The 15568-nt window shown below is 36.9% G+C and carries 12 protein-coding genes and 1 pseudogene; 11 read left to right on the plus strand and 2 right to left on the minus strand.

Annotation, left to right across the window (positions count from 1 at the left end; genetic code table 11):
* Nucleotides 1-48: 48 nt before the first annotated feature.
* From rpoC to HSM_RS11100, 9 genes and pseudogenes are all read left to right on the plus strand, one after another.
* Nucleotides 49-4311, plus strand: coding sequence for a DNA-directed RNA polymerase subunit beta' (gene rpoC, locus HSM_RS02820; RefSeq protein WP_012341387.1), 4263 nt, complete (start codon nt 49-51; stop codon nt 4309-4311).
* Nucleotides 4312-4647: 336 nt separating this feature from the next.
* Nucleotides 4648-5499 carry a transcriptional repressor AlsR gene (gene alsR, locus HSM_RS02825; RefSeq protein ID WP_012341388.1) on the plus strand — a complete coding sequence of 284 codons (852 nt, stop codon included), beginning with the start codon at nt 4648-4650 and terminating at the stop codon, nt 5497-5499.
* Nucleotides 5500-5693: 194 nt separating this feature from the next.
* Entirely contained in the window at nt 5694-6629 is a 936-nt protein-coding gene (gene alsB / locus HSM_RS02830; RefSeq protein WP_012341389.1) for a D-allose transporter substrate-binding protein, read from the plus strand.
* 47 nt (nt 6630-6676) lie between these two features.
* On the plus strand, nt 6677-8212 hold the full coding sequence (alsA, locus tag HSM_RS02835; protein WP_012341390.1) for a D-allose ABC transporter ATP-binding protein AlsA: 1536 nt from the start codon (nt 6677-6679) through the stop codon (nt 8210-8212).
* Nucleotides 8212-9162 (plus strand): D-allose ABC transporter permease, encoded by a 951-nt coding sequence (gene alsC, locus HSM_RS02840; protein ID WP_012341391.1) that lies wholly within the window; start codon nt 8212-8214, stop codon nt 9160-9162. Before alsA ends, alsC begins: the two co-directional genes overlap by 1 nt.
* Before the next feature lie 17 nt (nt 9163-9179).
* Complete coding sequence (gene alsE / locus HSM_RS02845; RefSeq protein ID WP_012341392.1) at nt 9180-9866, plus strand: D-allulose 6-phosphate 3-epimerase; 687 nt, start codon at nt 9180-9182, stop codon at nt 9864-9866.
* Entirely contained in the window at nt 9866-10756 is an 891-nt protein-coding gene (gene alsK / locus HSM_RS02850) for an allose kinase (RefSeq protein WP_012341393.1), read from the plus strand. The genes alsE and alsK overlap by 1 nt, the downstream gene beginning before the upstream one ends.
* Nucleotides 10756-11229 (plus strand): ribose 5-phosphate isomerase B, encoded by a 474-nt coding sequence (gene rpiB / locus HSM_RS02855; RefSeq protein WP_012341394.1) that lies wholly within the window; start codon nt 10756-10758, stop codon nt 11227-11229. The genes alsK and rpiB overlap by 1 nt, the downstream gene beginning before the upstream one ends.
* Before the next feature lie 57 nt (nt 11230-11286).
* Nucleotides 11287-11525 (plus strand): annotated as a pseudogene (locus HSM_RS11100) (IS607 family transposase); the annotation flags it as partial.
* Nucleotides 11526-11727: 202 nt separating this feature from the next.
* On the opposite strand, the gene hslU reads toward HSM_RS11100, so the two are convergent.
* Together hslU and hslV are read right to left on the minus strand one after the other, a co-directional pair.
* On the minus strand, nt 11728-13059 hold the full coding sequence (hslU, locus tag HSM_RS02860; RefSeq protein WP_012341395.1) for an HslU--HslV peptidase ATPase subunit: 1332 nt from the start codon (nt 13057-13059) through the stop codon (nt 11728-11730).
* A 17-nt stretch (nt 13060-13076) separates the two neighbouring features.
* On the minus strand, nt 13077-13604 hold the full coding sequence (gene hslV / locus HSM_RS02865) for an ATP-dependent protease subunit HslV (protein ID WP_011609687.1): 528 nt from the start codon (nt 13602-13604) through the stop codon (nt 13077-13079).
* Between the two features lie 286 nt (nt 13605-13890).
* Between hslV and hemE the strand changes: the two genes are divergently transcribed.
* Both hemE and HSM_RS02875 read left to right on the plus strand, forming a co-directional pair.
* Nucleotides 13891-14955 (plus strand): uroporphyrinogen decarboxylase, encoded by a 1065-nt coding sequence (hemE, locus tag HSM_RS02870; RefSeq protein ID WP_012341396.1) that lies wholly within the window; start codon nt 13891-13893, stop codon nt 14953-14955.
* A 16-nt stretch (nt 14956-14971) separates the two neighbouring features.
* The gene (locus HSM_RS02875) at nt 14972-15562 is read left to right on the plus strand and encodes a YjaG family protein (protein ID WP_012341397.1); all 591 of its coding nucleotides are present in this window, start codon (nt 14972-14974) and stop codon (nt 15560-15562) included.
* Nucleotides 15563-15568 lie beyond the last annotated feature (6 nt).

Raw genomic sequence — 15568 nt, forward strand, 5'->3', positions numbered from 1 at the left:
AAAGTTTTAACCGCACTTGAATAATTTTAACTCCGATAGGAGCAAATCGTGAAAGACTTAGTTAAGTTTTTAAAAGCACAATCAAAAACCTCTGAAGATTTTGATGTTATTAAAATTGGTTTAGCATCACCGGATATGATCCGTTCTTGGTCATATGGTGAGGTTAAGAAGCCTGAAACAATTAACTACCGTACATTCAAACCTGAGCGTGACGGTCTTTTCTGTGCCCGTATTTTTGGACCGGTAAAAGATTATGAGTGTCTATGCGGAAAATACAAGCGTTTGAAACACCGTGGAGTGATTTGTGAAAAATGCGGTGTTGAAGTAACACAAGCCAAAGTACGCCGTGAACGCATGGGGCATATTGAGCTTGCCTCACCTGTTGCACATATTTGGTTCTTAAAATCATTACCGTCCCGTATTGGTTTATTGTTGGATATGCCACTACGTGATATTGAGCGTGTACTTTATTTTGAATCTTACATTGTTATTGAACCGGGAATGACTGATCTTGAGAGAGGTCAATTATTAACGGAAGAACAATTCTTAGACGCAGAAGATCGTTGGCAGGATGAGTTTGATGCAAAAATGGGTGCAGAAGCAATTCAAGCCTTGTTACGTGATATGGATTTAGAAGTTGAATGTGAAACATTACGTGAAGAATTGCAATCAACGAATTCTGAAACTAAACGTAAGAAAATTACAAAACGTTTGAAATTGTTAGAATCTTTTATCCAGTCAGGCAATAAGCCGGAGTGGATGGTGATGACAGTATTACCTGTTTTACCACCGGATCTACGCCCATTAGTACCTCTTGACGGAGGGCGTTTTGCAACATCCGATTTGAATGATTTATATCGTCGTGTAATCAATCGTAACAACCGTTTAAAACGCCTATTAGATTTAATTGCACCGGATATTATCGTTCGTAACGAAAAACGTATGTTACAAGAGTCAGTTGATGCGTTATTAGATAATGGTCGTCGTGGTCGTGCAATCACCGGTTCAAATCGTCGTCCGCTAAAATCTCTTGCGGATATGATTAAAGGTAAGCAAGGTCGTTTCCGTCAGAATTTATTAGGGAAACGTGTTGATTACTCAGGTCGTTCCGTCATTACAGTTGGTCCATACTTGCACTTACATCAATGCGGATTGCCGAAAAAAATGGCATTGGAATTATTCCGTCCATTTATCTACGCTAAATTAGAAAGTCGTGGCTTTGCAACGACTATTAAAGCTGCGAAAAAAATGGTTGAGCGTGAAGATGCTATTGTTTGGGATATTCTTGCCGATGTTATTCGTGAACACCCAATTTTGCTCAACCGTGCACCAACATTACACCGTTTAGGTATCCAAGCATTTGAGCCAATTCTTATTGAGGGAAAAGCTATTCAGTTGCACCCGCTGGTTTGTGCGGCATTTAATGCTGACTTCGATGGTGACCAAATGGCTGTACACGTTCCATTGACATTAGAAGCTCAATTGGAAGCTCGTGCATTGATGATGTCCACAAACAACATTTTATCTCCGGCGAATGGTGAGCCGATTATTGTTCCTTCACAAGACGTTGTATTAGGTCTTTACTATATGACACGTGATAAAGTCAACGGTAAAGGCGAGGGAATGTTATTACAAGATTCACGTGAAGCAGAAAAAGCCTATCGTACAGGTCAAGCTGAATTGCATTCTCGTGTAAAAGTGCGTATTACTGAATATGTTAAAAATGCAATTGGTGAATTTGAACCTCAAACACATTTAGTCGATACTACAATTGGTCGTGCAATTTTATGGATGATTGCACCAAAAGGCATGCCATTTAGTTTATTCAACCAAACTTTAGGTAAAAAAGCGATTTCTAAATTAATCAACGAAAGTTATCGTCGTCTAGGATTGAAAGAGAGTGTATTGTTTGCTGACCATATTATGTATACCGGTTTTGCTTATGCTGCACGTTCCGGTTCATCTGTTGGTATTGATGACATGGTTATTCCTCAGAAAAAATATGAAATTATTTCTGCTGCGGAAGAAGAGGTTGCTGAAATTCAAGAACAATTCCAATCCGGTCTTGTAACAGCTGGTGAACGCTATAACAAAGTAATTGATATTTGGGCTGCGGCAAACGAACGTGTTGCTAAAGCGATGATGGAAAATCTTTCGCAAGAAGAGGTTATCAATCGTGAAGGGCAGCCGGAAAAACAAGCCTCATTCAATAGCATCTTTATGATGGCAGATTCTGGTGCTCGTGGTTCTGCGGCACAGATTCGTCAGTTAGCGGGGATGCGTGGTCTAATGGCACGTCCGGATGGCTCAATCATTGAAACACCGATTACAGCAAATTTCCGTGAGGGTTTAAATGTATTACAGTACTTTATTTCAACCCACGGGGCACGTAAAGGTCTTGCGGATACAGCATTAAAAACCGCTAACTCAGGTTATCTAACCCGTCGTTTAGTTGATGTTGCACAGGACTTAGTGATTATCGAAGATGACTGTGGTACACATGAAGGAATCGTAATGACTCCACTTATCGAGGGTGGCGATGTAAAAGAAGCATTACGTGATCGTGTATTAGGTCGTGTAGCGGCAGAAGATATTTTAAAACCAGGCACAAACGAAGTGTTAATTTCTCGTAATACCTTATTAGATGAAAAACTTTGTGATGTCATTGATGAAAATTCTGTTGATAGCATCAAAGTGCGGTCTGTTGTAACTTGCGATACTGATTTTGGTGTGTGTGCAAAATGTTACGGACGTGATTTAGCACGTGGACATTTGATTAATCAAGGTGAAGCTGTCGGTGTTATTGCCGCTCAATCAATCGGTGAACCGGGTACACAGTTAACCATGCGTACATTCCATATCGGTGGTGCGGCATCTGCTGCGGCAAAAGAATCCAGTGTTCAAGTTAAAAATACCGGTACATTACGTTTAACAAATGTTAAATTCGTAACGAATAAAGAAGGGAAGTTAGTTTTAACTTCACGTAACACTGAGTTGACAATTATTGATACATTCGGAAGAACAAAAGAGCATTATAAAGTACCTTATGGTGCGGTATTAAATCATGCTGATGGTGAAGAAGTTACGGCAGGTGAAACCGTGGCTAATTGGGATCCTCATACAATGCCTGTTATTTCTGAAGTCAGTGGTTTTGTGAAGTTTGTGGAGATTGTTGATGGACTAACGGTAACTCGCCAAACCGATGAATTAACAGGGTTATCTTCAATCGTAGTTCAAGATGTAGGTGAACGTGCAACAGCAGGGAAAGATTTACGTCCGGCATTAAAACTGGTTGACGCTCAAGGTAACGATATTTTTATCCCAGGCACCGATGTTATGGCACAATATTTCTTACCGGGTAAAGCAATTGTTAGCTTAGATGATGGTGCGGAAGTCTTTGTTGGTGAACCATTGGCTCGTATTCCACAAGAGTCTGTAGGAACAAAAGATATTACCGGTGGTCTTCCTCGTGTAGCAGATTTATTTGAGGCACGTAAACCAAAAGAACCGGCAATTTTAGCTGAAATTTCTGGTATCGTGTCTTTCGGTAAAGAAACCAAAGGTAAACGTCGTTTGTTAATTACACCGATGGAAGGTGAAACATACGAAGAAATGATTCCAAAATGGCGTCAATTGAACGTATTTGAAGGTGAGTTGGTGCAACGTGGTGATTTAATTTCTGATGGTGCGGAAACACCACATGATATTTTACGTTTACGTGGTGTACATGCCGTAACAGATTATATCGTTAATGAAGTTCAAGAAGTTTACCGCTTACAAGGGGTAAAAATTAACGATAAACATATTGAAGTTATCGTACGTCAAATGTTACGCAAAGCGATTATCACTAATGCTTATGACTCTGAATTCTTAGAGGGAGAGCAGGTCGAAGTCGCTAGAGTTAAAATTGTCAACCGTAAACGTGCCGAGGAAGGTAAGCCACTTGTAGAATTCGAACGTGAATTATTAGGGATTACTAAAGCGTCGTTGGCAACGGAATCCTTTATTTCAGCGGCTTCGTTCCAAGAAACAACTCGTGTTCTAACTGAAGCGGCAGTTGCAGGTAAACGTGATGAATTGCGTGGCTTAAAAGAAAACGTGATTGTAGGTCGCTTAATTCCTGCTGGTACAGGTTTTGCATATCACCAAAACCGCCAAAAAAATCGATTGGTAGGTGGTATGGAAAATACGACTGAGGTTAAATTATCTGCAGTTGATGAGGAAGAAATTGCTTCTGAATTTACCTTTTCAGCAGAAGATGCAACAGCAAATTTGGCAGAGATGCTAAATATGGCAGATGATGCAGAATAATAAGTAGCTTGGTACAAAATATTTAATTTTAAAAACCGATATTTATGTTTGTAAATATCGGTTTTATTGTTTAGATAATAAAGTACATGCAACATTATTAAAACCGAAAATCTGTGTCATATTCAATGATCACGACTATTGTTCAAAATTTTCTGTAATATAGAGGAAACGGAGAAACTTCATTTTTAAAGGATTTGCTGAAAGGTATTTTGTATGAAAAAAGCTTTCAACAGTGTGAAATGCCTGCTATAACTTTTGTAATTTTCGTTTCCGTTTTATACAATATTCAGCAACATAAATGTCTTCAAGTAATTAACCTTAATAGTGGAACACCTCATGGAAAAAAGCTTATCCCTTATTCCTAATATCAGAATGAAACGAGAAGGAATGACAAATACGGAAAAACGAGTAGTTGACTGGTTATTAGATGCAACTAAATTTAATAAATCCACAGCATTGAATGCTATTGCAAATGATCTTGACGTATCTGAGGCTTTAATTGTAAAAGTTGCAAAATTACTCGGTTTCTCCGGTTTTCGTGATTTAAGAAAACAAATCACTACTTCTTTTGAAGAAAATCAATTAGATACATTTGAACTTTCCAGTCAAGATACGCCTCAAGATCTTGTAGATAAGGTTTTTAATGTCTCTTTACAAACAATCTCTGAAGGCAAGGCGATTTTAAATTCCAAAGTCATTTCTGAAGCTGCAAAATGCTTTTTTAATGCTCAAAATAGAGATCTGTATGCTGCTGGTGGTTCAAATACAATCTGCGATGATATTGAACATAAATTCTTGCGTATCGGAATTCGCTGTAATACCTATCGAGATATTCATTTAATGATGATGTCAGCCTCATTACTCACTGAAAATGATGTGATCTTAGTGGTTTCTCATTCGGGTAAAACAACCGATTTGTTAAAAGTTGTCTATGAAGCTAAACAAAATGGAGCAAAAATTATCTGCATCACACATAGTGATATTTCTCCTATTGCTGTTATTTCGGATTTTGTAATTTGTACGCCCGCACCAGATACTCCATTGCTGGGAAAAAATGCTTCAGCAAGAATTTTACAACTTATTTTAGTTGATGCCTTCTTTGTCTCTGTAGCTCAACAAAATATTCACTTATCTGAAATGAACTTAGAGAAGACATTTACTGCAACAAAATACTTCAGAAAAAAATAGCTTCCTTCCATTAAAAAGGTCCTTTTTTATCATTAAAAACTTTACAATATTTTAATATTTGTGAAGTTGATCACTTTTTTACCCCTTTCAATAAAGTATAATTATAAAAAAATAAATAAAAATTATAAAAATATGAAGTTTAATCATTTTTTATAATTTTTAGTTTTCTATTAACTTACATAAGGAGTAATTTCATGAAAAGGTTCAAAACACTAAAATCCTGTTTGGCTATACTTGGCTTAGTTTGCTCTGTTTCGGTTTATTCTGCTGAATATGCCGTAATACTTAAAACGCTTTCAAATCCTTTTTGGGTAGCAATGAAAGAAGGGATTGAAAATGAGGCAAAAGCACTGGGAGTAGATGTAGATATTTTTGCTTCACCATCTGAAGGTGATTATCAATCACAACTTCAATTATTTGAAGATTTAATCAATAAGAATTATAAAGGTATCGCTTTTGCTCCACTTTCTCCTGCAAATCTTGTTATGCCTGCTGCCAAAGCCTATCGGAAAGGTATTTATCTTGTGAATTTAGATGAAAAAATCGATATTAAAAATTTACAAAAGGCAAAAGGCAATGTAGAGGCATTTATCACAACAGATAACGTAGCTGTAGGTGGAAAGGCTGCTCAATTTATAGTAGATAAATTAGGTTCTGAAGGAGGCGAAGTTGCCATTATTGAAGGAAAAGCAGGCAATGCTTCGGGTGAAGCTCGTCGTCGTGGAGCAAGAGAAGTTTTTGTTAAAAGTTCGAGCATTAAATTAGTTGCTAGTCAACCTGCAGATTGGGATCGTATTAAAGCACTGGATGTAGCAACCAATGTACTATCAAGAAATCCAAATCTAAAAGCCTTTTATGTCGCAAATGATACGATGGCAATGGGGGTAGCACAAGCTGTTATTAATGCTGGGAAACAAGGTAAAATTTTAGTTGTGGGTACCGATGGAGTTCCTGAAGCAAGAAAAATGGTTAGCGAAAGAAAACTCACTGCCACTATCGCTCAAGATCCGGCAATGATTGGTGCAAAAGGGTTGAAACTGCTTGTTGATGCAGCGAGAGCAGGAAAACAAATACCTGTTGATGTTGAGCCAAAAATTGAAACTGTTGATTCAATATTAATTTCTCAATAATACGGAAGTATGTGGGGATTTTAATCTCCACATAGGAGTGTTTTTCTATGGCAATCCCATTAATACAAATGAAAAATATCTCAAAAAGTTTTGGTGTTGTTCAGGCATTAAAAAATGTCAATCTTGATATTTATACGAATGAAATTCACGCATTACTGGGTGAGAATGGAGCGGGTAAATCAACTTTAATGAAAGTCTTATCAGGATTGCATATGCCTTCCTCTGGTTCAATTATCATTAAAGATAAAGAATATGATCATTTAGATCACAAAATCGCAACAGAACTTGGAATTGGGATTATTTATCAAGAATTAAGTTTAATTGATGAATTAAGCGTACTTGAAAATCTTTATATCGGTCGTTTACCAACAAAAAAATTTTGGGGTATTCCCATTGTTGATTGGTCAAAAATGCGTTCTCAAGCGTCTATTATTTTATTAAGACTAGGAATTAAAGTTGACTTAGATGAGAAAGTAGGAAATTTATCTATTTCTTACAAGCAAATGATTGAAATTGCTAAAGTTCTTATTTCAGATGTAAAAATCATCATTATGGATGAACCTACCTCATCATTGACTAACTCAGAAATTGATTACTTATTTTTCATTATGAATCAATTACGTAATGATGGAAAAGCGATTATCTACATTTCTCATAAAATGAATGAAATTCGCCAAATTTGTGACCGTTATACAATTCTTAAGGACGGAAGTAGTGTGGCTTCCGGTATGATAAAAGAAATCAGTAATCAAGAGATTATCCGCTTGATGGTAGGACGTGATATAGAATCTCGGTTTATCAGCAGACAACATACTGTGAGTAATGAGGTTATTTTTGAAGTTAAAAATCTTATAGGTAAAAAATTTAAACAAGTCAATAATGTTTCATTTTCCTTAAAAAAAGGGGAGATTTTAGGCTTTGCCGGTTTAGTTGGTGCAGGTCGTACGGAGTTGATGAACTGTATCTTTGGCATTGATAAACGCATTTCTGGGGAAATTTATTTAAACGGTAAAAAGATTACACCGTCATCACCATTAGAAGCAGTGAAAAAAGGTATGGCGTATATCACAGAAAGCAGGCGTGAGAATGGCTTTTTTTCCAATTTTTCTATCAAGCAAAATATTGCTGTTTCAAAAAGTTTAAAAGATGGTGGTTATAAAGGTGCGGTGGGAATTTTTTCTCCTTCAAAGGAAGCCAAACTTGCACAACAGCAACAAGATCTTTTATCCATAAAATGTGCGTCCATTGAGCAAAATATTACGGAGCTGTCAGGTGGTAACCAACAAAAAGTTATTATCGGAAAATGGATTGTTTGTGATCCTGAAGTATTAATTTTTGATGAACCGACTAGAGGTATTGATATAGGGGCAAAAACAGAAATTTATAAAATTATGCGTAAATTAGCAGAACAGGGAAAAGCTATTTTGATGGTCTCTTCCGAACTTCCCGAAATTATGTCTGTATGTGATCGCATTGTGGTATTCCGAGAAGGAGCTATTTCCTCTATTTTAGAGAATACTAAAGCGTTAACAGAAGAAACTATTATGCGTTGGGCTTTACCAGAGACAAAAGAGGTAAATTAATGATGAATACAGGTAAATTTAATTTTTCGCAATTTTGGGATAAATACGGCACATTCTTTATTCTTGCTGTTATTGTCCTTATCTTTGGATCTATATCCAGCCAATATTTTTTGAAAGCCAGTAATATTCAGCAAATTTTTGTTCAAAGCTCGGTAACAGCCCTAATTGGAATGGGGGAATTTTTCGCTATATTGATAGCTGGTATTGATTTGTCTGTTGGTGCTATTTTAGCTCTTTCGGGGATGGTGACAGCACAGTTAATGATTATAGGGATAGATCCTCTTGTTGCCTCTATTATTGGTGGCATTCTAGTGGGAGGTGGACTTGGTGCTATTAATGGTGCGTTAGTCAATTACACAGGCTTACATCCTTTTATTATTACATTAGGCACAAATGCCATTTTTAGAGGTATTACACTCGTCATTTCAGATGCAAATTCGATTTACGGCTTTTCTTTTGAGTTTGTTGATTTTTTTGCTCAGGATATTTTCTTCATTCCTGTACCGGTTATATTCGTTGTGGTTATTGCTATTCTACTTTGGTTCGTTACAACTAAAACACGATTAGGTCGTAATATCTATGCGTTAGGTGGAAATAAAGAATCAGCATATTATTCCGGAATTGATGTCAAGTTTCACACTATGGCGGTCTTTATTATTTCAGGTATCTGTGCCGGTCTTGCCGGTGTTGTTTCTACGGCTCGATTAGGTGCAGCAGAGCCGTTGGCGGGGGTTGGTTTTGAAACTTATGCGATAGCAAGTGCGATTATCGGCGGAACCAGTTTTTTCGGAGGAAAAGGACGTATTTTTGCTGTCGTTATTGGTGGCTTAATTATCGGTACGATCAATAACGGACTAAATATTTTACAAGTTCAAACTTACTATCAACTTGTGGTTATGGGTGGTTTAATCATCATCGCTGTCGCATTGGATAGATTAATTAGTCGTTAATTTTTTGAGGTAACATCATGAAAGTTTTTATTTCACCATCACTCATGTGCATGGATCTTACTAAATTCAAAGAACAGATTGAATTTTTGGATCAAAAAGTAGCTTATTTTCATATTGATATTATGGACGGTCATTATGTACCTAACTTAACTCTTTCACCATTTTTTGTCAGTCAAGTTAAAAAACTCGCTACGAAACCATTGGATTGCCATCTTATGGTAACTAACCCAGAAAATTATATTGATGATTTGGCTAAAGCTGGTTGCGACATGATCACTTTGCATGTAGAAACCATTTCAGGACAAGCATTTAGACTTATTGAAAAGATCCGGTATTTAGAAATGAAAGTCGGCATCATTTTTAATCCTGAAACGCCAATTGAAAAAGCAAAATATTATTTATCTAAAGCCGATAAAGTTACGATATTGACGGTCGATCCTGGATTTGCAGGTCAATCATTTATTCCTGAAATGTTAGAAAAAGTGGCGGAACTTAAATTATTCCGAGAAACTCATCAATTAAATTATGAAATTGAAATCGATGGCTCCTGCAACCCGAAGACTTATGAAATGCTTATTAAGGCAGGTGCGGATGTGCTTATAGTAGGAAGTTCAGGTCTTTTCAATAATTCAGATAATATTGTTGAGGCTTGGGATATGCTTGAAAAAGAGATAGAAAGAATATTAAGTAAAGGAATGTTGTAATGAAGAAAGTATTTGTTGGTATTGATATGGGGGCAACGCACATTCGCATTTGTGTGATGGATGAGCATCATCAAATTCTTTCTACTGATAAAAGGAAAACATTAGAAGTACTCAAAAATCAACCGCTCTATGGACTAACAACATTTTGTAAAGAATTTACAACTGACTTTATTATTCAACGAATTGTTATAGGACTTCCTGCAGCAGTTTCATTGGATAGAAAAGAAATTCTTTCTGTACCTAACTTATCTCTTTCTAAACAAGAACTAGACGGACTTGTTCCAATGTTAGAGCAATATTTTCATTGTGACGTACAATTGGAAAGAGATGTTAATTTACAATTGATCTACGATGTTAATGATTATCAACGGAATAATAAGTTAGTGATAGGTGTTTATCTAGGCACTGGGATGGGTTTTTCAATATGGAACCAAGGAAAGCTATTTATTGGAGGGCATGGTGTAGCGGGTGAACTTGGACACATTCCTTACGGTGATGAACATCTTCAATGCGGGTGTGGCAATATGGGATGTTTGGAAACTAACTGTTCAGGGACTGCACTAAGAAAATGGTATGATAAACAACAAGCAAATTATCCATTAGAGCAACTTTTTGATAGAGCAATTCAAGAGAAATTCATTCAAAATTATCTTATCAAAGTCGCTAAAGCAATTAGTACTGCGGTTAATTTATTTGATCCTCATACTTTGATTTTGGGCGGTGGCGTAATTGACATGCAAAAATTCCCATTTGAACAACTAAAAATATTGATCAGAAAACACCTGAGAAAACCATTACCTTACAATGAATTAGAAATATTAAAAGCTAAACCTTCCTCTATTAATGGGGCAATAGGCGGTGCTATTTACGCTATAAATAAGGAGAAATGATGAAAACAATCGCTATTGGTTCGGATCATATTGGTTTGGCACTCAAAACCTTTTTAATTGAAAAATTAGAAAAACAGGGACATAACTTACTAGACTTAGGTGCTGTTTCACAAGAACGTACAGATTACCCCATTTACGCTGAAAAAGTTGCTTATGCTGTTAAGCGGAATGTAGCTGATGTTGGAATTTTAATCTGTGGAACAGGAGTTGGCATTTCTATTGCAGCAAATAAAATCTCAGGCATTCGATGTGCATTATGTTCAGATGAACTTACCGCACTAATGTGTCGTGAACATAACAACTGCAATATCATTGCATTTGGTGCCAATATTATATCTTCAGAAAAAGCGATATCCTTAGCAACACTTTGGCTGAATACGCCCTATGACGGAGGACGACATCAAAAACGCCTTGACATGATGGAAATGCTTGAAAAAACAGGAAGTTATTGTGGATTGGTTACTGAAAGATAAAATCTATAAAATAATATAAATATCTAAGAATATTTAAATTATGCTATAACCACACCTATGAATAAACTTTGCTCTATCGGACAAGCAGGTAAATTGCTAAGCGTAACTATTCAGACATTGCAAAACTGAGGTAGAAAAGACTGTTACAAGCTGATGAGCTGACCAAAGGTTGGTATCGCAGATATAAACTGGAAATGCTTAAAGCAATTAATCACAATATCGTGCTTAATCGAGATGATTTAAAAACCATTTCTTATGCAAGAGTAAGTAGCCACACTCAGAAAGAAGATTTTGTTCTTATAGGTTTGTTTTCCTTGTGAATAATCTAACCAAATATTACTCGGATTTAATTTCTTTTTGAAGGCAAAAATTTTATTACAGCAGATACATTTAAAACGTTTTTTGGTGAGGCAATCTGTTATTAGAAAGGATTTAAAATGTTGGGGGTATTTATGTAGGAATCCCCGCCCTTTAGGACGGGGAAGTGTTGAGTTTTAGTTATAGAATAAAGTGGCTTAAATCTTCGTTCTCTACGACATCACCTAATGCTCCGGTAACGTAATCACCGTCAATTATGACGTTTTGACCGCTCATTTCACTGGCATCAAAAGAGATCTTATCCATTAAGCGTTCCATAACGGTATGTAAACGGCGAGCTCCGATGTTCTCTGTTTTTTCATTGACTCTAAAGGCTGCTTCAGCGATTTTTTTCACCGCACTTTCAGTAAATTCAATATCAACCCCTTCGGTTGCCATCAGTGCTTGATATTGTTCGGTTAGGGACGCATTAGGTTCAGTTAAAATTCGTTCAAAATCCTTTGCAGTTAAAGCGGAAAGTTCGACACGAATAGGTAAACGCCCTTGTAATTCGGGAATTAAATCTGATGGGCGAGCGACTTGGAATGCGCCAGATGCAATAAATAAAATGTGATCGGTTTTTACCATACCGTGTTTGGTATTGACTGTTGAACCTTCCACTAATGGCAATAGATCTCGTTGTACGCCTTCACGAGATACATCAGCACCGCTGTATTCGCCTTTTTTGCAGATTTTGTCAATTTCGTCAATAAAGACAATTCCATTTTGCTCAACCGCATCAATGGCTTTTTGTTTTAATTCTTCAGGATTAATTAGTTTTGCCGCCTCGTCATCAATTAATGCTTTTAACGCATCTTTGATTTTCATTTTGCGTTTTTTAGTTTGACCGGAAGATAAATTTTGGAACATTGATTGCAATTGATTGGTCATTTCTTCCATACCGGGAGGTGCCATAATTTCAACGCCGATATTTGGTGCGGCAATGTCAATTTCAATTTCACGATCGTCCAATTGCCCCTCACGTAATTTCTTGCGAAAAATTTGGCGTGTGTTGGTATTGGTATCTCGTTCTTCAATTTGTCCCCATTGATCTTTCGCTGGGGGTAATAGGGTATCTAAAACTCGCTCTTCCGCCATTTCTTCAGCACGAAAACGATTTTTTTCAATTTCTGTTTGGCGTACAAGTTTCATGGCACTATCTGTTAAGTCACGGATAATTGAATCAACTTCTTTACCCACATAGCCTACTTCCGTAAATTTTGTTGCTTCAACTTTGATAAATGGTGCATTAGCTAATTTAGCTAGACGGCGGGCGATTTCTGTTTTACCTACGCCGGTAGGCCCTATCATTAAAATATTTTTTGGGGTGACTTCATGGCGTAACGGTTCTTGTAGTTGCATTCTACGCCAGCGATTTCTTAAGGCAATAGCAACCGCTCTTTTGGCATCAGCTTGTCCAATGATATGTTGATCTAATTCAGAAACAATTTCACGAGGGGTCATTTCAGACATAATATATTCCTTGACAATTATTCGGATAATTCTTCGATAGTGTGGGTTAAATTGGTGAATACACAAATGTCACCGGCAATTTTTAATGATTTTTCTACAATTTCACGTGCGGATAAATCCGTATTTTCGACTAATGCTCGTGCTGCAGATAATGCATAATTTCCGCCAGATCCGATCGCTAAAATTTGATCTTCTTCCGGTTGTACCACATCGCCATTACCGGTAATAATTAACGATTCTGTTTTATCAGCAACAATAAGCATTGCTTCTAAACGGCGTAATGCTCTGTCTGTACGCCATTCTTTAGCCAATTCCACCGCACTTTTTAACAAATGTCCTTGGTGCATTTCCAATTTACGCTCAAAAAGTTCAAATAACGTGAAGGCATCTGCTGTACCACCGGCAAATCCTGTTAGAACCTTACCGTTGTATAGACGGCGGACTTTACGTGCATTGCCTTTCATTACTGTATTGCCGAGTGATACTTGTCCATCACCGCCAACCACGACTTGCCCTTTACGGCGAACGCTGACAATTGTAGTCATTTTTGATTCCTTAACTTTCTTTTCTTTTATCTGTCGCTATATGAGGATTAACTGTGACCTTTCAAGGATATATACAAAATAAAATTTTGATTTTTGTAGAGGGATAGAATTTAACATTCTTATTTGAAGCACTAAAGGAGCGATTGCATTGAAATTGATTGGACAATCGCCGAGATTATATTAACAATCTGTCGGATCAAGTCGCTAAATACAGAAAATCTCTTTATAATGACCGCACTTTTACCGCAAGTGCGGTTTCTTTTTACTATTTTTAAAGGAAGATAAAATGACGGTATTGAAAAATGATCGTTACTTGAAAGCGTTACTACGTGAACCTGTGGATATGACGCCCGTTTGGATGATGCGTCAAGCCGGACGTTATTTACCGGAATATAAAGCAACTCGTGCAAAAGCAGGGGATTTTATGTCCCTTTGCCGTAATGCCGATTTAGCTTGTGAAGTGACTTTGCAACCTTTACGTCGCTATGATCTGGATGCTGCTATTTTATTTTCGGATATTCTGACTATCCCTGATGCTATGGGGCTGGGATTGAGTTTTGGTGTGGGCGAAGGTCCTAAATTTGCACGACCAATTGATAACAAAAGTGCGGTACAAAATCTTCCGATTCCCGACCCTGAACAAGAGTTACAGTATGTGATGAATGCGGTACGTACTATTCGCCGTGAGTTAAAAGGTGAAGTTCCTCTTATCGGTTTTTCCGGAAGTCCTTGGACTTTAGCAACCTACATGGTTGAAGGCGGAAGCAGTAAAGCCTTTACTAAAATCAAAAAAATGATGTATTCCGAGCCAAAAATATTGCATCTGTTATTGGATAAGTTAGCAGACGCCGTGATACTTTATCTTAATGCACAAATTAACGCTGGTGTGCAGGCGGTGATGGTTTTCGATACGTGGGGCGGTGTATTGGGACATCGTGAATATTTGGATTTCTCATTGCAATATATGCACAAAATTGTTGATGGCTTAATTCGTGAAAATGACGGATATAAAGTGCCAGTTACTTTGTTTACGAAAGGTGGTGGTTTGTGGTTAGAGGCAATGGCAAGTACGGGGTGTGATGCACTAGGTTTAGATTGGACGGTAAATTTAGCAGAGGCAAAAGCACGAGTTGGGCATAAAGTTGCGTTACAAGGAAATATGGATCCTTCCGTATTATATGCTTCGCCTGCACGAATTGAGCAGGAAGTACAACAAATTCTTGCCGATTTTGGACAAGGTAGCGGACATGTGTTTAACTTAGGACATGGTATTCATCAAGATGTTCCGGAAATTAGTCCGAAGGTTTTTGTGGATGCTGTTCATCAATATTCAATATTCTATCATCAATAAAAGTGCGGTGAAAATAATGCGAAATCCTATTCATAAACGCTTAGAAAAATTTGAAAGTTGGAAAAATATCACATTTATGCTGTGTTTATGTGAACGTATGTACCCCAATTTTTATTTATTTTGTCAAATGACAGAGCAAATGGATAAAGCCAAAATATATCAAAATATTTTGAATTTAGTTTGGGAATATTTAACCGTTAAAAATGCCAAAATTAATTTTGAAAATCAGTTGGAAAAATTAGAAAATATTATTCCTGATGTGAATAATTATGAATTTTTTGGTGTTGTACCGGCATTAGATGCCTGTGAAGGCTTATCGGAATTATTACATGCAATTATTGCTGGAGAAACACTGGAGAAAGCAATAAAAATAAGTCAGTTGTCGTTGCAAACTGTGATAACTTTGCTGGAAACTCAGCAAGACAAAGCGTTTTCTGAAGCCGAGTTGAAGCAAAGTGAAGAAATTGAATTGGAATTGGATGTACAGTGGCAAATTTATCGTACGCTGAATGAGCCTGAAGAAAGAGATATTAGACTGATTTTAGATTTAAAAAATGAGTTAAGAGAGAGCAGGGTGTCTAATATCGGTATAGAAATTGCTCAATAATGTGAT

Origin of the sequence: Histophilus somni 2336 (assembly GCF_000019405.1) — a bacterium.
GTDB lineage: Bacteria > Pseudomonadota > Gammaproteobacteria > Enterobacterales > Pasteurellaceae > Histophilus > Histophilus somni.

Coding starts and splice junctions, on each gene's coding strand:
- alsR (WP_012341388.1), top strand. CDS start 4,648: ATGGAAAAAAGCTTATCCCTTATTCCTAATATCAGAATGAAACGAGAA.
- alsB (WP_012341389.1), top strand. CDS start 5,694: ATGAAAAGGTTCAAAACACTAAAATCCTGTTTGGCTATACTTGGCTTA.
- alsA (WP_012341390.1), top strand. CDS start 6,677: ATGGCAATCCCATTAATACAAATGAAAAATATCTCAAAAAGTTTTGGT.
- alsC (WP_012341391.1), top strand. CDS start 8,212: ATGATGAATACAGGTAAATTTAATTTTTCGCAATTTTGGGATAAATAC.
- alsE (WP_012341392.1), top strand. CDS start 9,180: ATGAAAGTTTTTATTTCACCATCACTCATGTGCATGGATCTTACTAAA.
- alsK (WP_012341393.1), top strand. CDS start 9,866: ATGAAGAAAGTATTTGTTGGTATTGATATGGGGGCAACGCACATTCGC.
- rpiB (WP_012341394.1), top strand. CDS start 10,756: ATGAAAACAATCGCTATTGGTTCGGATCATATTGGTTTGGCACTCAAA.
- hslU (WP_012341395.1), bottom strand. CDS start 13,059: ATGTCTGAAATGACCCCTCGTGAAATTGTTTCTGAATTAGATCAACAT.
- hslV (WP_011609687.1), bottom strand. CDS start 13,604: ATGACTACAATTGTCAGCGTTCGCCGTAAAGGGCAAGTCGTGGTTGGC.
- hemE (WP_012341396.1), top strand. CDS start 13,891: ATGACGGTATTGAAAAATGATCGTTACTTGAAAGCGTTACTACGTGAA.
- HSM_RS02875 (WP_012341397.1), top strand. CDS start 14,972: ATGCGAAATCCTATTCATAAACGCTTAGAAAAATTTGAAAGTTGGAAA.